Annotated in this window: 19 protein-coding genes; 10 read left to right on the top strand and 9 right to left on the bottom strand. The window is 73.8% G+C overall.

The genetic code is table 11. From position 1 onward, the window contains the following. The first annotated feature begins 96 nt into the window (after positions 1-96). Positions 97-1,419 carry a cytochrome P450 gene (locus ACWEPF_RS35600; RefSeq protein WP_452175845.1) on the top strand — a complete coding sequence of 441 codons (1,323 nt, stop codon included), beginning with the start codon at positions 97-99 and terminating at the stop codon, positions 1,417-1,419. Positions 1,420-1,434: 15 nt separating this feature from the next. Here ACWEPF_RS35600 and ACWEPF_RS35595 read toward each other — a convergent pair whose 3' ends face one another. The 3 genes from ACWEPF_RS35595 to ACWEPF_RS35585 form a co-directional block, all read right to left on the bottom strand. Next, a complete protein-coding gene (locus ACWEPF_RS35595) occupies positions 1,435-2,055 on the bottom strand; it encodes an L-threonylcarbamoyladenylate synthase (protein WP_452175844.1) in 621 nt (206 codons plus the stop codon). A 106-nt stretch (positions 2,056-2,161) separates the two neighbouring features. Continuing rightward, the gene (locus ACWEPF_RS35590; protein ID WP_452175843.1) at positions 2,162-2,377 is read right to left on the bottom strand and encodes an e9imm peptide; all 216 of its coding nucleotides are present in this window, start codon (positions 2,375-2,377) and stop codon (positions 2,162-2,164) included. Between the two features lie 147 nt (positions 2,378-2,524). Continuing rightward, positions 2,525-4,384 (bottom strand): hypothetical protein, encoded by a 1,860-nt coding sequence (locus tag ACWEPF_RS35585; RefSeq protein ID WP_452175842.1) that lies wholly within the window; start codon positions 4,382-4,384, stop codon positions 2,525-2,527. 232 nt (positions 4,385-4,616) lie between these two features. Here ACWEPF_RS35585 and ACWEPF_RS35580 point away from each other — a divergent pair, with 232 nt between their 5' ends. After that, positions 4,617-5,186 (top strand): hypothetical protein, encoded by a 570-nt coding sequence (locus ACWEPF_RS35580; RefSeq protein WP_452175841.1) that lies wholly within the window; start codon positions 4,617-4,619, stop codon positions 5,184-5,186. Between the two features lie 67 nt (positions 5,187-5,253). Here the strand turns inward: ACWEPF_RS35580 and ACWEPF_RS35575 are convergent, their stop codons facing one another. The 3 genes from ACWEPF_RS35575 to ACWEPF_RS35565 form a co-directional block, all read right to left on the bottom strand. Then, positions 5,254-5,496, bottom strand: coding sequence for a hypothetical protein (locus ACWEPF_RS35575; RefSeq protein ID WP_452175840.1), 243 nt, complete (start codon positions 5,494-5,496; stop codon positions 5,254-5,256). A 165-nt stretch (positions 5,497-5,661) separates the two neighbouring features. Continuing rightward, positions 5,662-6,114 (bottom strand): hypothetical protein, encoded by a 453-nt coding sequence (locus tag ACWEPF_RS35570; protein ID WP_452175839.1) that lies wholly within the window; start codon positions 6,112-6,114, stop codon positions 5,662-5,664. Between the two features lie 119 nt (positions 6,115-6,233). Further along, positions 6,234-6,887 carry a TetR/AcrR family transcriptional regulator gene (locus ACWEPF_RS35565; protein ID WP_452175838.1) on the bottom strand — a complete coding sequence of 218 codons (654 nt, stop codon included), beginning with the start codon at positions 6,885-6,887 and terminating at the stop codon, positions 6,234-6,236. A gap of 147 nt (positions 6,888-7,034) precedes the next feature. On the opposite strand from ACWEPF_RS35565, the gene ACWEPF_RS35560 reads away from it, so the two are divergent. The 7 genes from ACWEPF_RS35560 to ACWEPF_RS35530 all read left to right on the top strand — a co-directional run bounded on the left by ACWEPF_RS35560 (position 7,035) and on the right by ACWEPF_RS35530 (position 14,750). Continuing rightward, positions 7,035-8,459, top strand: coding sequence for a purine-cytosine permease family protein (locus ACWEPF_RS35560; RefSeq protein ID WP_452175837.1), 1,425 nt, complete (start codon positions 7,035-7,037; stop codon positions 8,457-8,459). A gap of 79 nt (positions 8,460-8,538) precedes the next feature. Further along, the gene (locus ACWEPF_RS35555; protein WP_452175836.1) at positions 8,539-10,191 is read left to right on the top strand and encodes an amidohydrolase; all 1,653 of its coding nucleotides are present in this window, start codon (positions 8,539-8,541) and stop codon (positions 10,189-10,191) included. A gap of 119 nt (positions 10,192-10,310) precedes the next feature. After that, positions 10,311-11,411: a C45 family autoproteolytic acyltransferase/hydolase gene (locus ACWEPF_RS35550; RefSeq protein ID WP_452175835.1), complete on the top strand. Its 1,101-nt coding sequence runs from the start codon at positions 10,311-10,313 to the stop codon at positions 11,409-11,411. A 149-nt stretch (positions 11,412-11,560) separates the two neighbouring features. Continuing rightward, a complete protein-coding gene (gene abc-f, locus ACWEPF_RS35545; protein ID WP_452175834.1) occupies positions 11,561-13,213 on the top strand; it encodes a ribosomal protection-like ABC-F family protein in 1,653 nt (550 codons plus the stop codon). Between the two features lie 57 nt (positions 13,214-13,270). Continuing rightward, a complete protein-coding gene (locus ACWEPF_RS35540) occupies positions 13,271-13,753 on the top strand; it encodes an SAM-dependent methyltransferase (RefSeq protein ID WP_452175833.1) in 483 nt (160 codons plus the stop codon). A gap of 173 nt (positions 13,754-13,926) precedes the next feature. After that, complete coding sequence (locus ACWEPF_RS35535) at positions 13,927-14,487, top strand: RNA polymerase sigma factor (protein ID WP_452175832.1); 561 nt, start codon at positions 13,927-13,929, stop codon at positions 14,485-14,487. After that, on the top strand, positions 14,478-14,750 hold the full coding sequence (locus tag ACWEPF_RS35530; RefSeq protein ID WP_452175831.1) for a hypothetical protein: 273 nt from the start codon (positions 14,478-14,480) through the stop codon (positions 14,748-14,750). The genes ACWEPF_RS35535 and ACWEPF_RS35530 overlap by 10 nt, the downstream gene beginning before the upstream one ends. A 36-nt stretch (positions 14,751-14,786) precedes the next feature. On the opposite strand, the gene ACWEPF_RS35525 is transcribed toward ACWEPF_RS35530, so the two are convergent. The 3 genes from ACWEPF_RS35525 to ACWEPF_RS35515 all read right to left on the bottom strand — a co-directional run bounded on the left by ACWEPF_RS35525 (position 14,787) and on the right by ACWEPF_RS35515 (position 16,318). Further along, complete coding sequence (locus ACWEPF_RS35525) at positions 14,787-15,290, bottom strand: N-acetyltransferase family protein (RefSeq protein WP_452175830.1); 504 nt, start codon at positions 15,288-15,290, stop codon at positions 14,787-14,789. A 290-nt stretch (positions 15,291-15,580) separates the two neighbouring features. Further along, entirely contained in the window at positions 15,581-15,811 is a 231-nt protein-coding gene (locus ACWEPF_RS35520) for a hypothetical protein (RefSeq protein ID WP_452175829.1), read from the bottom strand. Between the two features lie 30 nt (positions 15,812-15,841). Continuing rightward, a complete protein-coding gene (locus ACWEPF_RS35515) occupies positions 15,842-16,318 on the bottom strand; it encodes a YfbM family protein (protein WP_452175828.1) in 477 nt (158 codons plus the stop codon). Between the two features lie 248 nt (positions 16,319-16,566). Here ACWEPF_RS35515 and ACWEPF_RS35510 point away from each other — a divergent pair, with 248 nt between their 5' ends. Then, the gene (locus tag ACWEPF_RS35510) at positions 16,567-17,709 is read left to right on the top strand and encodes a DUF3103 family protein (RefSeq protein ID WP_452175827.1); all 1,143 of its coding nucleotides are present in this window, start codon (positions 16,567-16,569) and stop codon (positions 17,707-17,709) included. Positions 17,710-17,790 lie beyond the last annotated feature (81 nt).

Raw genomic sequence — 17,790 nt, 5'->3', positions numbered from 1 at the left:
GGAGGCAGGAACCTACACGTCCGGGCCCGCCTTGGGGACGGGGCAAAGCCGTGACGTGCTTCACCAAACGGCGGATCTGCCGTAGCGTCAGGCCCCGTGCCCCTGGACCAGGAACAGGTGAACCGGATCTTCCTCCCCGCCACCTACGCCGAAGGAGTGCCGTACCCGCTCCTGCGGGAGCTCCGGTCGGCCACCCCGGTCCGATGGGTCGAGGAGCCCGCGGTGGGCGACTGGCCGGCCGGGCCCGGCTACTGGGCGGTGCTGCGGCACGCCGACGTCCGGCACGTCCTGCGCACCCCCGCGACCTACTCCTCGCACCTCGGCGCCACCCAGATCCGCGACCCCGACACCGCCGCCGAGCTGGCCTTCGCCCGCACGATGATGCTCAACCAGGACCCGCCCGACCACGTGCGGCTGCGCCGCATCGTCGCCGCCGCCTTCACCCCGCGCGCGGTACGGGAGTTGACGGCGGGGATCGAGGAGCGGGCCGCGGCGCTCGTGCGCGCCGCCCGGCCGCTGCTCGCCGCGGGCCCCCTCGACCTCGTCCGCCTGGCGGCCGACCTGCCGGTCTGGACCCTGGCCCGGATCATGGGGGTGCCCGACCAGGACCGGAGGCTGCTCGCGGGCTGGGCCGACCGGGTGATCGGTTACCAGGACTCCGACCATGCCGAAGCGGCTGCGGATACGTCAGGTCTGAGCGCACTGGGGCGCGCGGCGGTCGCCGTCCGTCCGCGCCCGGAGGACCTGGTCCGGCCGGACGGACGGCCCGTCAACCCGCGCTCCCGGGCGGCGCTGGCCGACATGTTCGCGTACGCGCACGGCCTGGCCCGGCGGCCGGCTCCCGGCAGCGTGCTGGCCCGGATGGTCGACGGCGGGCTGACGGAGCAGGAGTTCGAGACGACCTTCTTCCTCTTCGCGGTGGCCGGCAACGAGACGCTGCGCAACGGCGTGCCCGGTGGCCTGCACACCCTGCTCGCCCACCCCGAGGAGTACCGGCGCCTACGGGCCGATCCCTCGCGCACGCCCGCCGTGGTGGAGGAGATGCTGCGGTACTGGCCTCCGGTGATCGACTTCCGGCGCACCGTCACCCACGACGTCGAACTGGGCGGGCAGCGGCTGCGGCGTGGCGACAAGGTGGTCGTCTACCACGCCGCCGCCAACCGTGACCCGGCCGTCTTCGCGGACCCCGACCGCTTCGACCCTGGGCGGTTTGGCCCCGGGAGGTCGGGCCACGAGCACGTGAGCTTCGGTGACGGTCCGCACTTCTGCCTCGGTGCGCAGCTGGCGCGGGTGCAGATGCGGGCGATGGTGCGGGAGGTGGTCACGGGCCTGCCGGAGCTGGAGCCGGCGGGGGAGCCCGTCCGGCTGGTCTCCAACTTCCAGAACGGGCTCAAGTCCCTGCCCGTACGGGTTCGTTGACCGGCTCCTGCGGCACTACTCGAAGCGGGAGGTGTCACCGGCCCCGCGGCGGACGATGTTCGCCTCGCCGTCGGAGAAGTCGATGACGGTGGTCGGCTCGGTGCCGCAGTCACCGGAGTCCAGCACGGCGTCCAGGACGTGGTCGAGCCGCTCCTTGATCTCCCACCCCTGCGTCATCGGCTCCTCGTCACCGGGGAGGATCAGGGTGCTGGAGACCAGCGGTTCGCCGAGCTCGGCGAGCAGGGCGCGGGTGACGGCGTGGTCGGGGATGCGGACGCCGACGGTCTTCTTCTTGGGGTGGAGGAGGCGGCGCGGCACCTCCTTGGTGGCCGGGAGGATGAAGGTGTAGCTCCCGGGGGTCGCCGCCTTGACGGCGCGGAACACGTTGTTGTCGAGCTGCACGAACTGCCCCAGCTGCGCGAAGTCCTCGCACACCAGGGTGAAGTGGTGCCGGTCGTCCAGCCGCCGGATCGTCCGGATCCGCTCCAACCCCTCGTGGTTGCCGAGCTGGCAGCCGAGGGCGAAACAGGAGTCGGTCGGGTACGCGATGAGGGCGCCCGAGCGGAGGCTGTCCGCCACCGTGTTGATGGTGCGGGGCTGGGGGGACTCTGGGTGCACGTCGAAGTACTTCGCCATTGGCCGACCCTACGGCACACCGGAGATCCACGGCAGCAGCCACGGCCTCCGCCCCGGACCGCGTCGACGGAACGTCAGGAGCGGAGCACGGGCGGCCCGGGGGCGGTCACAGGGCGATCGGCCGGTACGCCAGAGCCCGGTCGACCACCTCGGAGGCGCTCCGCACCTGCCCGTCCTCGGGCCAGAAGACCAGACCGGCGACGTGGCCGGTCGGACAGCCGAGCGCCCGGTCGAGCCGTTCCAGCACGCGATCCATCTCGCGCTCGTCGTACTCGACGTCCATGACCTTCCGCACCAGCGTGACCGCTTCTTCACGGCTCATCAGCAAGCCCGTTCACCTCTCGAAGTCCAGGGGAGCCCCCATCCAAGCAGGGCACCGGCGAGCCGCGACGAGCTCTCCGCCGCCCCGCCAACGGCCGGAGGGGGCACGCCGTGGTGGCGTGCCCCCTCCCTGGCCACCGTCGGAGCGTCAGCTCACGTTGAATTCGTAGTAGCGGGTCTGGTAGGTCTTCCCGCTCCGGTCCTTCGCGTACACGGTGAGGGTGTGCACCCCGTTCGTGTCAGGGGTCCAGGAGACCTGCGCGGTCCCGTCGGCCTCCGCGGGGACGGTCGTCGTGGTGCCCCAGTCGAAGGAGTAGGTGTAGGACGCGGTGTTCTGGACCTTCGGGGCGAACGTGAAGACTCCGGCGACCCCGACGCCGCCGGTGGCCGCCTCCTCGCCGGTGTACTCCGGATAGACCTCGGAGGTGACGGTCGGGCTGGTGTCCACGTGGGCGAAGACCCGGGACTCGGAGCTGACCCAGCCGTTCGGGCTGTGGCTGCGGACCGTGATCACGTTGCCTCCCTCGCGGTCGAGGGTGAAGGGCACCGAGGCGGTGCCGTCACTGGCCGCCGGGACGGTGAACGGCGTCTCGTAGTTGAGCTGGACGGTGTAGCTGTCGGCCGTGGCGAGGCTCGCGTTCGGCGCCAGGTGCAGGGTGAAGGGCGTCCCGAGCAGCACCGGGTCGGGCAGACCGGTCACGACGGGGGCGGTGTCCGGGACGTAGAACCAGTAGCTGGTGGCCGGCGACGGGTTGAACGCCCGGTCCACGCTGCGGACGTAGAGCACGTTCGGCCCGCTGCGCGGCGGCGTCAGCGAGAGCGTCGCCGCCCCGCCGAGCCGGGAGGCCCGGACGGTGCCCGGCAGCGAGAACGGGTCGGTGTACACCGGCACGCCGTTCGGTCCGTCCCACCAGCCGTTGACCGGGAAGTCCTGGCTCCAGCTGTACTGGTAACCCGCCACGTCGGCGACCGAGTTGGCCTTGAGCGTGAACTCGCCGGGGACCCCGCCGGGCACGGTCTGGCCGGCCGGGTAGTTCGTGGAGGTCAGCACGGGCGCGGCGGTGGGCAGGCTGGTGTCGACGCGGAAGGTGCAGGGCTTGGACCAGGCGGACCGGTCCGTGCCGTCACCGCCCTGGACCTGCCAGCTGTACGTGCCCCCGTCAGCGAGCAGCCCGGCCGGGACGGAGGCGCTCCGCCCGTACTCCCTGAGCATGTTCGTGCCCGTGAACTCGGTGCGCTGCTCGGGGCTGTCCGTCGGCCAGATCGCGAAGTGACCGGTGAGGTACTCGTCGGACGGGTCCGGGTCGTGCAGCATCGCGGTCAGCGACGGGGTCAGGGTCGGGATGAACGGGTGCGGCGTCGTGGTCGCGCACGCGCGGTCCTGGGTGTAGAGCTCGGTGGGAGCTCCCGGCTTGGTGTTGGCCGTGGCGTAGAAGAACATCCGGGTGTTCAGGTGACGCCCCAGTGCGCTGTTCGACTCGTCGGCCTCGGGCAGCCGCAGCTCCAGCGAGAGCGTGTGGCCGTCCGTGGTCGCGGCGGCCGCGGCCGCCGCCGTCAGGTCCAGGCGCATGTAGGCGGCGGGGCCGCCGGCGCTGGTGGTCACGGTGCCCAGCAGCTTGCGCTCGGCGGGTGCCCGGCGCCAGGTGACGGGGTTGGCCGACGTCGCCGTCTGCCAGACCTCGATGCTGCGCGGGACGTAGCTGGTGGCCGAGGTCTCGCCGAAGATGAGCCAGGCGGAGACCACCCGCTTCTTGGCGTCCTTGTCGGCGTAGCCCGCCAGGTCGAACGAGGCGTAGGCGCGCGACTTGTGGGCGGTGCCCGCCTCGTCGAGCCAACTGCCCAGCGGCAGTTCGCCGGTCGGCTGCGGGTAACTCGTCGTCGGCGTGCGCTCGTCCGTGTAGGCCAGCGAGACCTGCGGTACCTGGCCGATGGGCGGTGCGGCCGCCGCACCCGTCGCGGACAGGACCACTCCCGCCAGTCCGATCGCCGCAGCGGTGACGACGCTCATGGGGCGCAGGGCCCGCAGACGTCTCAAATGCCTTGCCATGGTGTGGAATTCCTCCCCCGTCGCCCCGAAGGGCGGTGTCGTATGGCGGGCACTCTAGCCCCAGGCCGAGAGAGTGCGCGAAGGGATTGTGGAGCTCCGGAATCCCCACTCGGACCCCTGTACCGTGCTGCGCCTGCGAACCGTCATCCGGCAGTTCACTCGCTGTTCGGGCGGGGCGGCCATGATGATCGACATGACGACGATCGACGGGGCCGGGCCGAGGGCCCATCACTACCGTTACGCACACCGGCTGTTGGCGGGGCTGGCACGGGACCTCGGGCCGCAGATGCTGGACCACGAGCCGGACGCCGGATTCACCGGGGGGCTCACGCAGCTCTGGGACGGGTACGGCGAGAGGCTCCCGGAGGAGGAGCGCCTGCCCGCCGACGGTCTGTCCGCCGAGCTGGTCCGGCGTGACGGCTACCGGGCCCTGGTCGTCGTCCTGCCGCCGGCGGTGGCGCCGTCCGAGGCGCACCTGGTGGCGGTGGTCCAGGTCGGCGAGGCCGAGCAGTGCCGCTACCTGACCCTCGAACACGGCGTCAGCCCGATCGACCGTCAGCCGTACACGGTCCTCGGCGAATGGACCGCCGACGGCAGCCACCTCAACCTCGGTCCGGGCCCCGCCGCCGACCCGGAGGCCTTCATCGCGGCGGTCGAGCGGATCCTGGAGGAGTCCACCCCCGTCCATGCCGCCACCCGGCTCGCCGCGTCGGAGGGCGAGAAGCCCAGGCCTCGGGGACTGCGCGGGCTGTTCCGGCGCTGAACGCGGGCGGACAGGCCAGGGTTCGTCGCATCGGTGAGGCCGATCGCGTGGCACTCCTACGGCAGCATCAGGTCTGCTGCGGAGTGGCGCGCCTCTTAGGTGCGAGCTCGCCGCTGTCGAACAGGCCCCAGTCCAGGTTGTTCGGTCCGTCGGGGATCGGGAAGATTCCGGCAGCGTGCTCGATCGCGAGCTCCTCGGGGGTTCGACCGAGGAGCTTGGCCAAGGCCGTGATGGCCTCGGCAACCTCGCCGGTGACGACGACCTCGGCACGGACGACCGGCGGCTCACCGGGTGGCGGCACTGCTGACACTGGCTCAGACCCTTGTGCTGGAGCAGGCGTGCCCACGGCACGGTGCGGCCCCGTGGTCGGGTGATTCGTCGCGCGAGCAGGCATGGTGAGCACCCATCAGATCGACGCCGTGGGCATCCTACGGCCGCGCGGACAGTGGGCCGCATCGGGCGGTTCGTCGGCGGGTCATGCGGGCGCGGGCGCGAGGACCATCGGCCAGTCGTCGTAGGTGGCGATCAATTCGTCCAGGGGGACGTCCGGGCTGCCGGTGAAGACGGCGGTTCCCTCGGAGAGTCGTACGGAGGCGTCGGGAGCGGTTGAGGTCTGCGCGCGCAGGACGACCACGGCGTCCGAGTCGACGGTCGAGCGGTCGGTGAAGTTTGCGGGGTCTACGCCCACTGCCAGCAGGGTGGCCGGGTACACGGCGACGGCGATCGTCAGGTCGCCGCCGTCGCGTGCGTGCTCGACCCAGCCGTCGGTCTGCGAGAGGCAGGCCCAGCCGTGCACCTCGTGGCAGTGGGTGCCGAGTTGGGCCACGGCGCGCTCCCCGGGAGTGCGTTCGGGATCGACGACGAGGACGGCGACGGGCAGTTCCGGCTCGTCGGGGTCGAGTCCGTGGCGTATGTGCAGGCGGGCCATCGGTACCTCCGGGGCGCAGCGGGTCGGGCGCCATTACACACCCCGTCAAGGACAGTGCGGACAGCGGCCGCTGTCTCGTGGCGCCCGGGGATTCCCGTTCGGGGCCGTCGCGGGTGGTGTCAGGGGGTGAGGGTGCCGCGGGGGAGGCCGAGGTAGTGTTCGGCGGTGGTGCGGGGGAGGGTGGCGAGGGTGGGGTGGGTGTAGTCGGTGGTGTCGTTGGCGTAGGAGCCGAGGCCGTCGATGACCACCAGGAGGAGGAGGCAGGCGGCTTCGGGGTCGTCGGTGGTGAACTCGCCTGCGGTGACGCCGTCCTGGATGAGCTGGGTGAGTTCGGTGCGGGTGCGGGCCTCCTGGGCGGCGACGGCTTCGCGGAGGGCGGGGCGGTAGCGGGAGAGGTGGCGGGCGTTGAGCCACAGGCGGTCGAGGTCGGTGAAGGCCGGGCTGCTGACGCGGTCGAGGAAGAGGGCCATGCGGCGCAGGGGCGGCAGGTCGGCTTCGGCGGGTGGGAGCAGGGCGGTGCGTTCGCGGGTGGCGGCGTGGGTGAAGGCCTCGCAGAGCAGGGTCTCGATCGCGGGGAAGTAGTGGCTGATCAGGCCCGGGCGCACGCCGAGGCGGTCGGCGACCAGCTGCATGGTGACGCGTTCGAGGCCCTCGGTGAGGGCCAGGCCGGCCGCGGTGTCCAGGATCTCGGCCCGTCGTTCGGCGGGGGCCTTGCGGGTGCGCGGGGTGCGCGGAGCGGCGGAGGCGGGGCGGGGGCCGGGGCTTGACGTCATGGCGAGCAGCCTATTGGATGTCGCACCAACAGACTATTGGTGCTGTGACCAATAAGCCTGGTTCCGCCGCCGCGCCCGCACCCCCAGCGGGTGCGGCGGCATCGGAGACACCGCCGTCTTCCCCTCCCAGTGAAGGAAGCCACCCCCATGGCGCACACCCCCACCGCTCGTGAAGGCGCCGGGCGCGATCGCGCGGGCCAGGTCGAGACCCGCGGCATCGACCAGGTGCCGGACGGCGAGCGGCACGGCCGTCCCGCCGAGCTCTTCGCCGTCTGGGCCGCGCCCAACGTCAGTTACCTGAGCTTCGTGGTCGGCGCCGCCCTGGTGCTCCTCGGGCTGCCGCTCGGCGAGGCCGTCGCGGTGGTGCTCGCGGGCAACCTGCTCTGGCTGCTCACCGGCTACGTGGCCATCAGCGGACCGGCCGCCGGGACGGCCGGGTCCGTCATCTCCCGGGCCATGTACGGGATCCGGGCCAACCGGGCCGTGGTGGCGGTGACCGGTTGGCTGATCTCCTCGCTGTACCTGGCGCTCAACTGGTCGGCCGCCTCCGTCGCCGCGCTGGGGTTGCCGGAGCTGGTCGGGCTGCCGGCCTCGGCCGCCGTGGAGGCGGTGGTCGTCTGCGTGATCGCCGGGGTGACCCTACTGGTCGCGCTGTTCGGGCACGCCACCATCGTCCGGCTCTACCCGGCGCTCACCGTGCTGCTGACGGTGGTGTTCGTGGTGGTCTCGGTGCTGGTCGTGCTGCGCGCGGACTGGGCGTACGTCCCGGCGGAGCCGCTGCGCGGGACGGCACACCTGGCGGCGCTCGCAGCCGGGTTCACCCTGGTGGCCTCCGCGCCGCTGTCGTACGCCAACAGCCCGGACCTGGCCAGGTACCTGCCGAGGGACAGCAGCCGGCGGGCGGTGGCGCTCTGGACCGCGGCCGGTGCGTACCTCCCCAGTGCGGTGTTCACGGTGGTCGGGGTGCTGGCGGCGACCGGTCTCGACATGACGGACCCTCAGCGGGCGCTGGAGGGCGTGATGCCCGGGTGGTTCGTGCCGGTGTTCGCGCTCGGCGTGGTCGGCAACACGGTGGCCAACAACGCGATGACCGCGTACAGCGCCGGCCTGTCCGTGCAGTCGATCGGCATCCGGTTGCCCCGGGCGGCCGCCGTGCTGGTGGTGGGTGCCGTCGGGGCCGGGTTGACCCTCTTCGCGGTGCTGGTCTTCGACTTCCTGACCGCCGTCAACACCATGATGGAGCTGGTCGTCGTGGTCACCGGCCCGTGCATGGGCGTGTTCGCCGCCGACGTGCTGCTGCGGCGGGGCCGGTACGACGGCCGGGCGCTGCTGGACGAGCGGCCCGGCAGCCCGTACTGGTACCGCGCCGGGATCAACCCGGCCGGGGTGCTCGCGACACTGGTGGGGATCGGGGCCGCCGTGGTCTGTGCCGGGGCCAGCACCTGGTCCGGTCCGGTGGCGGAGGTGCTCGGCGGGGTGAACCTCGCCGTGCCGGTGGGGGTGGTCGGCGCCGCCGCCGCGTACGGGCTGCTGGCGCGCGCCTTCGGGACGCTGCCGGCCGGACCGCGGTGAACCGTTCCGTCCGGTGAATGAATTCGCCTACCGAACTGCTCTGTTGCTCGAACCGCACCACCACCACCGAAAGGCCCCCATGTACGCCGAAGCCGACCTGATCCTCCGGGCCGGGCGGGTCCAGAACTTCGACACCGTCGCCGACACCGATGAGGCGCACGTCGTCGCCGTCCGGGACGGCCGCATCCTGGCCGTCGGCGGCGAGGAGCTCGTGACCCGTCACCGAGGCGGCGCCACACGGGTGTTGGACTTCCCCGGAGCCACCGTCACCCCCGGCCTCACCGACGTCCACGCCCACCCCGTCTGGGGCGCCATCGAGACCGGCAGCGGGCTCGGCCTGGCCGGCCTGACCACGCTGGACCAGGTGCTGGCGGCGGTCGCCGAGCGGACCGCCACCGTCGTGCCCGGCGGCTGGGTCACGGGCTACGACCTGGACCCCGACGTCTTCGAGGGGGAGCCGGACGGAGCGGTGTTCGGCCGTCGGTTCCCCGGCGTCCCCGTCTCGCTGATGACCCGTGACGCCCACGCCCTGGTGGTCAGCCCCGCCGCGGTGGAGCGGGCCGGGCTCACCGGCGCCGAGACCTTCGACGACGCCTCCCGGATCGCCGTCGGTCCGGACGGACGCCCGACCGGGTACGTGGTCGAACTCCAGGCGATGGACCTGGTCTTCGCGCACTACCCCGAGGTGGAGCTGGCGCGGGCCGCGCGGTACGTCGCGGAGCAGCTCCACCGGATGGCCGCCCAGGGTCTCACCGGCCTGCACGCCCTCGACTTCACCGACCCTTCCGAGGAGGTCTACCGGGAGATCGAGCGCACCGGCGACCTGCCGCTCCGGATCCGCTGCTCCCCGCTCGTCCCCGCCGACTCCACCCCTGAGGTCTGGCGCGAGACCGCCGCGCTGCAGGGCCGGGGCGGGCGCCGCTGGCGGGTGGAGGGCGTGAAGTTCATGCTCGACGGCACCGCCGACAACGGCTCCGCCTGGTTCGAACACCCCGACGTGCACGGCCAGAACCACGCCCCGCTCTGGAAGGACCCGGACGCCTACCGCCGGGCGCTCGCCTACTTCACCTCCCTCGGCGTCCCCACCGCCACCCACGCCATCGGCGACCGGGCCGTCCGCTTCGCCCTCGACGCCATCGAGGCGGCGGGCCCCGCGGCGGGCGGCCCGCACCGGATCGAACACCTGGAGTCGGTGCCGGACGAACTGCTCGGCCGGTTCGCCGAACTCGGCGTGGTGGCGAGCCTGCAACCCGTCCACGGCACCCGGATGACCAAGGCCGACCACAGCGACGGCTGGTCCACCCGGATCGGCGCCGAACGGGCCGCCCGCGGCTGGCGCACCCGCGACCTGCTCGACCACGGCGCCGTCGTCGCCCTCGGCTCCGACTGGCCGATCGGCGAGGGCGACCCCCGCGCGGCCCTCGCCGACGCCCAACTGCGCCGCCCGGTGGACTCCCCGGACACCGCCCCCGTCCAGCCCGGCCAGGCCGTCACCGCGCGCGAGGCCTACGCCGGGATGACCCGGGCCGCCGCCCACGCGGCCGGCGCCGGTGACCGCCTCGGCCGGATCGCCCCGGGGCACCTCGCCGACCTCACCGTCCTCGCCGCCGACCCGCTCGACCTGACGCCCGATCAGCAGGCCGTCAACCCCGTCCTCGCCACCCTGGTCGACGGCCGGCCGCTGCTCCACGCCGCGGCCCCGGCGCCGGCCACGGCCGTTGCCCACCGCTGACCGACGACCGGCCCGTCGGCCACTGACACCCTTCGCCGGCTGGCGGCACCCTCCGCCGGCCGGCCGCACCTTCCGCCGGCTGTGGGCACCCTTCGCCGGCCCTTCCCTGGAGCAAGCACATGACCGAGCCCTTCGCCCGCCCCGAGCACCGCCGCCACGTCGCGGTCGCCGGCACCGACCCGCGCGAGCGCGGCCGCGCCCGCGGCCGGCAGCTCGCCGCCACCCTCCCCGGCGCCTTCGAGGCGTACGGGCGGCTGTTCGCCGCCTCCGGCATCACGTCCGCCGAGATCCGCGAGGACGGGCTGCGCGCCCTGGACGCCGTCGGTGGCTTCCGTTCCGGCCTGCGCGAGCAGATCGAGGGCGTCGCGGAGGGTGCGGGGGTGGAGGCCTGGCAGGTCGGGGCGCTCAACGCCCGCACCGAGATCCTGGCCCGTTCGCGGACCGTCCCGCCGGGCGAGTGCTCCACCGTGGTACGGCGGTCGACCGCCGACGACGGACGGCGGACCCACCTCGGCGTGCAGACCTGGGACTGGCACGTGGAGCTCAGTGCGTACTGGCACACCGTCAACTCCGCCGGTGCCGCCCACGACTACGCCGGGCTCACCGAGCACGGCATCCTCGCCAAGATCGGGGTCAACAGCGCGGGTCTGGCCCTGCACTTCAACATCCTCGGCCACCACGCCGACCGCCTCGGCGGCGTCCCCGTGCACGTCCTGGCCGCGCTGGTGCTGGAGGAGGCCGGGAGCGTCGGCCACGCCGTCGAGCTGCTGCGCGCGGCTCCGGTCACCTCCTCCGGTTCGTTCATGCTCTTCGACAGCGAGCAGGCGGTCCTGCTGGACCTCAGCCCCGTCGGCGTCTTCGAGGCCCCGGCCCTCACCGAAGGCACCTGGCTGCGGACCAATCACTTCCTCACCCCCGCCCCCGCCGCCGAGGAGAAGAGCCACCTCTACCAGCCGGACTCCGGCGAGCGGTACGCGTTCCTGGACGAACGCCTCACCCGCGAGCCGGCCGCCACCACGGGCCAGGAGCTGCTCCGCCTCCTGGTCACCGGCCCCGGCGAACCGCCCGTCACCTGTCTGCCCGCCCCGGGCAGTCCGCTGGGCCAGCGCTGGGCCAGCCTGGCCACCGTCCTGCTCGACCCGGCCGCCCGTACCGCCCACGTCCTGGACGGCACCCCGGCCGAGCGGTCGACCCGCCCCTGGTACGAGCTGCGCGCCTGACGGACCGGCGGAGAAAACGGATCGAGGCGGGACGGTCCGTCCTGTTACGGTGAGGCCATGGCTTTCCTCTTCTTCGTCTGAGTCCGGGCACGGCGATCCCGCCGCCTCCGCAGCCCGTCGTACCTCCGCAGACCCAGAGGAAAACACCCATGCGCGCTCGCGCCCGTTCCGTCATGCCCGCTGCCGCCCCCGTGGCGCAGCTGTCCGTCCGTGACCTCACCAAGTCCTACGGCACCCGTACCGTCCTCGACCAGGTCTCCTTCACCGTCCGTCCGGGCGAGAGGGCGGCCGTGGTCGGGGAGAACGGCTCCGGGAAGTCCACCCTGCTGCGGCTGCTCGCCGGGGCGGAGGCGCCCGACGACGGTGAGGTGACGGTCGCCTTCCCCGGCGGCACCGGCCACCTCGCCCAGACCCTGGCGCTCGACCCGTCCCGCACCGTGCAGGACGCCGTCGACCTCGCGTTGGCCGAACTGCGCGGCATGGAGCGGCGGCTCCGCGAGGTCGAGGCGGAGCTCGCCGATGCCTCGGACGACGAACTCGCCGTGTACGGCGAGCTGTTGACCGCCTTCGAGGAGCGGGGCGGGTACCTGGCCGACACCCGGGTGGACGCCGCGCTGCACGGGCTCGGACTGACCGGGATCACCCGGGAGCGGGTGCTCGGTTCGCTGTCCGGAGGGGAGCAGTCGCGGCTCGCGCTGGCCTGCGTGCTGGCCGCCGCCCCCGAACTGCTGCTGCTGGACGAGCCGACCAACCACCTCGACGCGGCGGCCGTGGCCTGGCTGGAGGACCACCTGCGGGCCCACCGGGGCACCGTCGTCGCGGTCACCCACGACCGGGGTTTCCTGGAGCGGATCGCCACGACGATCCTCGAGGTCGACCGTGAGGAGCACACCGTGCGGCGCTACGGCGACGGTTGGGCCGGCTACCGGGCCGCGAAGGCCGCCGCCAGGCGCGGGGCGGAGCAGCGGTACGCGGAGTGGACGGAGGAACTCGCCGACACGGAGGAGCTGTTGGCGGCGGCGGCCCGGCGGCTCGCCACCACGGCGCCGGACCCGAAGCAGGGCTTCGGCAAGTACCGGCGCTCCAGCGAGGCGAAGCTCGGCGGGCAGGTGCGGTCGGCGCGCGAGCGGCTGGCCTGGCTGCGGCGCCATCCGGTGGCGCGGCCGCCGGTGCCGCTGCGGTTCGCGGCGGGAGTGGCGGGAGGGGCGGATGGGGGCCATGCGGACGGTTCCCTCGCGGAGCTCGTGGGGGTACGGGTCGGTCAACGGCTGTCCCTGGAGGGGGAGTTGGTGGTCCGCCAGGGTGGGCGGCTGTTGGTGACCGGTGAGAACGGGGCGGGGAAGAGCACCCTGCTGCGCGTGCTGGCCGGTGACCTGGAGCCGGACGAGGGCGTCGTCCGCCGCCCCGCCCGGATCGGGTACCTCGCGCAGGAGCTGCCCGTGCGCTTCAGCCGCCGCCCGCTGTTGGCGGCCTTCGCGGCCGGCCGACCAGGGCTTCCGGAGGAGCACGCCGAAGTGCTGCTCTCCCTGGGGCTGTTCCGCGCGGAGGACCTGTACGTCCCGGTGGCCGCACTCTCCGCCGGACAGCAGCGCCGCCTCCAGATCGCGATCCTGGTGACCAACCCGGCCGACCTCCTGATCCTCGACGAGCCGACCAACCACATCGCCCTCGACCTGGTCGAGGACCTCCAGAGCGCCCTCGCCGTCTACCCGGGAGCAGTGGTCGCCGTCTCCCACGACCGGGGCTTCCGCGAACGCTTCGCCGGTGAGCGGCTGGAGCTGGGCGCAGGCCGTCGACTCTGACCGGGCCGCTACGGTCGGGGCGCGGGCGTCGTAGGGTTCGGGGCGCAGGGCGTGATCATGACTCGGGGGAAGGGGGCGGATGTGATCGGACTGGAGCCCGTCGGCCAGGTGGTCGGCGGTCGGGTGCCGGTGGAGGACGACGACTGGGCGGGGGTGGAGGCGGTGATCCGCTTGGACGCCGCGCGCTTCGGGCCCGAGGCGTTGTACGGGCTGGAGGGGTTCTCGCACCTGGAGGTGGTCTTCCACTTCGACCGGGTCCCGCCGGAGCGGGTCGAGACCGGTGCCCGCCACCCGCGCGGCAACGAGGACTGGCCGCTGGTGGGAATCTTCGCGCAGCGCGGGAAGAACCGGCCCAACCGGCTCGGGGTGTCGCGCTGCGTGCTGCTGCGGGTGGAGGGCCTGGACGTCCACGTCGCCGGGCTCGACGCCGTGGACGGCACGCCGGTGCTGGACATCAAGCCCTGGATGGCGGAGTTCGGGCCGCGCGGGGAGCAGGTCCAGCCGGGCTGGGCCACGGAGCTGATGGAGGGTTACTACTGACGGCCGCCGGTGGCCCGAATCCTTTTCGCGTGGTGGGCCTCTTATGGTCGAGCGGTCCCGAGGGGTCCGCCGGAGTGCGGGAGGTCCGATGACCGGAGTCGTGGTGGGTGTGGTGGTGCTGGCCGTGTTGACGTGCACGTGCGTGGTGGTGCTGCGGGCGCGGAAGGGGCGGCGTGGTTAGGGGGGCGGTCGGGGCCTGGCCCTCGGAGCGGCTGGTGGTGGCGGCGCAGGAGGGTGACGAGGCGTCGATCGCGGTGCTGGTCGCCGGGGCGTACCCGCACGTGCGGCGGTTCGCCTTCTCGCTCTGCGCCAGCAGCCAGGACGCGGAGGACGCGGCGCAGGACGCGATGATCGTGCTGTTCCGGAAGGTGGGCACGCTGCGGGCGAGTGCCGCGCTGGCCTCGTGGATGTTCCGGATCGTGCGCAACGAGTGCCTGCGGAGGGCGCGTCAGCTGGTGCACGCGGGCGAGACGGGCCCGGAGGCGCTCGCACCCTCGGCGGAGGAGGACGCGCTGGCGGGGCTGGAGGTCGAGCGGGTGGCCGCGGCCGTCGCCGCGCTGCCGGACGACCAGCGGCGGGTGCTGATCATGCGGGACGTCCAGGGACTGCCGGGCCGGACGGTGGCCGACGCGCTCGGGCTGAGCACGCCGGCCATGAAGTCGCGGCTGCACCGGGCACGGGCTGCGGTGCGGGAGGACCTGGAGCGGGTGCGGGAGGAGACGACGTGTCGGTGAAGGGGAGTCCGGGGCCGTCGTACGCGAGCCGGTCCCTGCCGGTGCACCTCGTCCGGGGAGGGATCGGCTTCGGCGCCCTGGTGGGTGCGTTCGCGCTGCTGCCGGTGGTGGGGTGGGTGGCGCTGCTGCTCCTGCCGGTGGGGCTGCTGGCACTGCGGGGCTGTCCGGCCTGCTGGGTGCTCGGGCTGGTGCAGACCGTCTCGCGCGGGCGGCTGGAGCGGCAGTGCGCGGGCGGGAGCTGCCGGCTGGAGCGGGCCGGGTAGCCGACCGGACGCGGGCGGCCGGGGTGTGACGGTGGGTCAGGCCCCGGCCGCCGCGACCGGGGTGGTGGGCAGGCTGTAGCGCTGCTTGGTGGTGGCGCGGCCGCCGAGGCGGTCGTAGAAGCGGATGGCGTCGGTGTTCCAGGGCGGGGTCTGCCACTGGACCTGGGCGAGGCCGAGGGCGTGGGCCTCGGTGACGACGGCGTCCATCAGGCGGGCGCCGAGGCCGTGGCCGCGGTGGCCGTCGCGCAGGAAGAGGCAGTCGAGGTGGAGGTACTCGGCGCCGTCCCAGGTGGAGAGTTCGGGCGCGCAGGTGGCGTAGCCGATCGGGGCGCCACCGTCGCCCGGGTCGGCGACGAAGCAGCGCAGGCGGGGTGACGGTGCGTCGAAGAGCAGCCGGGCCAGGCGGTCGGCGAGGTCGGCCGGGGGCGGGGCGGCCCGCTCGTAGGCGGCGTGCTCGGCGGCCAGTTCGGCGATCCGGGCGAGGTCGTCGGGGCGGGCACGGCGGACGTGGGGGACCTGGCGGACTGCGCTGGCGGGCACGGGGACTCCTGACGCTCGGGGGTGCCCCGATCATGGCTCGGCGGAGCCGGGCCGGGCCAGGAGCGTGAGCGCCAGCGGAGGTCCGGATCCCGCCAGGTCCCCGGGCGAGGAGCGGACCGGGGCCCGGGCGGGCGTCAGACGGTGTAGCTGGGCATCGGTCCGTGGTCGGTGCAGAACCAGCAGTCGCAGGAGGTGAGCGAGTTGGCGCGGCAGTGGGCCGTGATGAGCCACGGGAGCGCGGCGCAGGGCCCCGGGTCGAGGAGGGTGCCGTCGGCGGGGACGGTGCGGTGTCAGGCGGTGCAGTCGACGGTGACCTCCACGCCGGTCGCGCGCAGGCGGCGGGCGGCGTCGAGGGCGGCGTCCAGCTGGACCGGGGGCATCAGGGGAGCGGGCAGCGGGCCGTCGAGGAGGCGTCGGCCCTGCCAGAGGCTCAGGTCGGTGATCGCCCGGACCTCCAGGAGGGGCGCGGTGCCGGAGGGCGGGGCGCGGTCCACCGTGACGGTGAACTCGGGGTCCTCCACGGGAGCTCCCTGCTGCGTGGTGACGGGTGGTCAGGCCGTCCAGAAGAGTACGGCCTGGTGGTAACGGGCGGTGGTACGGAGGAAGGCGAGCAGGTCCTGGTAGGCGCCGGCGGCGGAGTCGAGGGAGCCGTCGTGGTCCCAGTGGGAGAGGGGGTGGACGCCGGCGGTGGTGAGGTCGGCGCCGGTGACGTCCTGGGCGAGGGTGTCGGGGGCGATGGCGTCCAGGGCCTCGACCAGGCAGCGGACCTGGTCGGGCGTCAGGTAGCGGGGCGGGCCGAAGCCGAGGTCGGCCGCGCCGGTGAGTTCGGTGCCGCCGCGCACCAGGTCCACCGGGAGGCCGCGGCGGCGGAGCAGGAAGGCGATGGCGTCCCAGTACGGGCCGACGCAGTGCCGCCGGTCGGGGGACTGCTCCTGCGGATCGGTCAACTCCCTTGCGGTGTCCGGGTCGGCGAGGGCCCGCCCGAGGTCGGTGGGGGAGAGGCGCGCGTAGTACCCGTCGATGCTCATGGCGGGGATGCTAGGCGCTCGCGGAGGGCTCGCGCCGGACAACGCCAGGGTTGCCGGAGAGGGGGCGGCCGGGCGGGCGGGAGGTTTCCCGTCTATGCGCGTTCACGTGTTGCGGACCGGGCGTTCGCCGTCCCGGGGCTTGAACTGGGGCCGGGTTGGCCCTTCACTTGTCATGGCGCCGACGTTCTTGATCCCCGGCGCTGCTCCACCGCTCCGACGCCCTCACCCGACGAGTCTGGAGATCCCGCATGCCCCGCAGTCACACCCGCCTGCGCCGCGCCGCCGCCACCCTCGCGGCCCTGCCCCTGCTCGCCCTCGGCGCGGGCCAGGCCCTGGCCGCCCCCGCCCCGCTGCCCGCGCCCGCCTCCGCCGGACACTCCGCCTCCCGGGTGGCGGCGATCGAGGACGGGGTCGCCCGCACCCTCGCCTCCGCCCTCGCCGACCCGGCCGTGCGGGAGCGCGTGCGCGCCGCGACCGCCACCACCGACGCCCCCGCCGCGCTGGCACCGCTCGCGGCGGCCGCGGCGGGCCCCGCCGCCCGCGGACTGGCCGAGGCCACCGCGAAGGCGGACCGGAGCATCGCCTCGGCGAAGGGCCTGAGCGCCGACCTCGGCCCGCTGCTGCGGGTCCAGCTGGCCGATCCCTCGATGCGCGGCGCGCTGGCCGCGGGGGCCGAGCCGCTGGTGGCGACCGCCGTGACCGACGACCACGCCCGCACGGTGCGGGCGTACGACAGCGCCGGACGGGCGCACGAGCTCGCCACGGCCGAGCTGCCCGCCCGCCCGGTGTACCTGGTCGACCTCGACGGGGCGAAGGCCCTGGCGGCCGGGACGGCCGTGCTGCAGCGGGAGTTGGGCGCCCGGGGCATCGCCCCCGCGGAGGCCGCGCAGGCCCTGTCCGGCGGCTGGTGGGGCACGAAGATCACCTCGGTGCGGGTGTCGGACGACGAGGAGCCCTGGTTTAAGGGCGCGGCCGAGATGTTCGCGCTGGTGAGCGGCTTCGGGCTGGACGGCAAGGTCCGGGTCGACTCGGTGGCCATGCCGTACCTCCAGTACGACGGCACCACCTACTACCCGAACCAGATCCTGGTGAACTGGTCGAACTACAAGTACAACCTGGCCGACGTGGTCCTGATGGAGGACGACGGCGACACCAACTACCTGGCCCTCGCCCAGGCGATCGCCGCCGTGCTGCTGACCATCGCCGACCAGGGCGCGTACATCCCGCTGGTGAACGCGGTGCTGGGCGCCATGCCCGCCTCCTGGTGGGTGGACGACCCGGACTACGTGGAGTCCTGGTACACCCTCGCGCGGGGCAGCTCGGGCCGCCTCAACGGCGCCCGGGGCAACGGCTGGATGACCGTCGAGCCGTACTTCGTGCAGCAGTTCTGATCCTGCGCCGGCCCCGGCCCGGCGACGGCCCGATCGGGCCCGGCCCCCAGCCGAGGGGGGCCGCGCCCCGGAGGGGGAGAC

The sequence above is a fragment of the Kitasatospora sp. NPDC004289 genome (assembly GCF_053602875.1).
Note: the sequence above shows the minus strand (reverse complement) of the source record. Positions and strands in the feature narration are given on the sequence as shown.

Excerpts from the sequence above, each read along its gene's own strand:
- ACWEPF_RS35595 (WP_452175844.1), bottom strand. The coding sequence starts at position 2,055 with ATGGCGAAGTACTTCGACGTGCACCCAGAGTCCCCCCAGCCCCGCACC.
- ACWEPF_RS35590 (WP_452175843.1), bottom strand. The coding sequence starts at position 2,377 with ATGAGCCGTGAAGAAGCGGTCACGCTGGTGCGGAAGGTCATGGACGTC.
- ACWEPF_RS35585 (WP_452175842.1), bottom strand. The coding sequence starts at position 4,384 with ATGAGCGTCGTCACCGCTGCGGCGATCGGACTGGCGGGAGTGGTCCTG.
- ACWEPF_RS35580 (WP_452175841.1), top strand. The coding sequence starts at position 4,617 with ATGACGACGATCGACGGGGCCGGGCCGAGGGCCCATCACTACCGTTAC.
- ACWEPF_RS35570 (WP_452175839.1), bottom strand. The coding sequence starts at position 6,114 with ATGGCCCGCCTGCACATACGCCACGGACTCGACCCCGACGAGCCGGAA.
- ACWEPF_RS35565 (WP_452175838.1), bottom strand. The coding sequence starts at position 6,887 with ATGACGTCAAGCCCCGGCCCCCGCCCCGCCTCCGCCGCTCCGCGCACC.
- ACWEPF_RS35560 (WP_452175837.1), top strand. The coding sequence starts at position 7,035 with ATGGCGCACACCCCCACCGCTCGTGAAGGCGCCGGGCGCGATCGCGCG.
- ACWEPF_RS35555 (WP_452175836.1), top strand. The coding sequence starts at position 8,539 with ATGTACGCCGAAGCCGACCTGATCCTCCGGGCCGGGCGGGTCCAGAAC.
- ACWEPF_RS35550 (WP_452175835.1), top strand. The coding sequence starts at position 10,311 with ATGACCGAGCCCTTCGCCCGCCCCGAGCACCGCCGCCACGTCGCGGTC.
- abc-f (WP_452175834.1), top strand. The coding sequence starts at position 11,561 with ATGCGCGCTCGCGCCCGTTCCGTCATGCCCGCTGCCGCCCCCGTGGCG.
- ACWEPF_RS35540 (WP_452175833.1), top strand. The coding sequence starts at position 13,271 with ATGACTCGGGGGAAGGGGGCGGATGTGATCGGACTGGAGCCCGTCGGC.
- ACWEPF_RS35515 (WP_452175828.1), bottom strand. The coding sequence starts at position 16,318 with ATGAGCATCGACGGGTACTACGCGCGCCTCTCCCCCACCGACCTCGGG.
- ACWEPF_RS35510 (WP_452175827.1), top strand. The coding sequence starts at position 16,567 with ATGCCCCGCAGTCACACCCGCCTGCGCCGCGCCGCCGCCACCCTCGCG.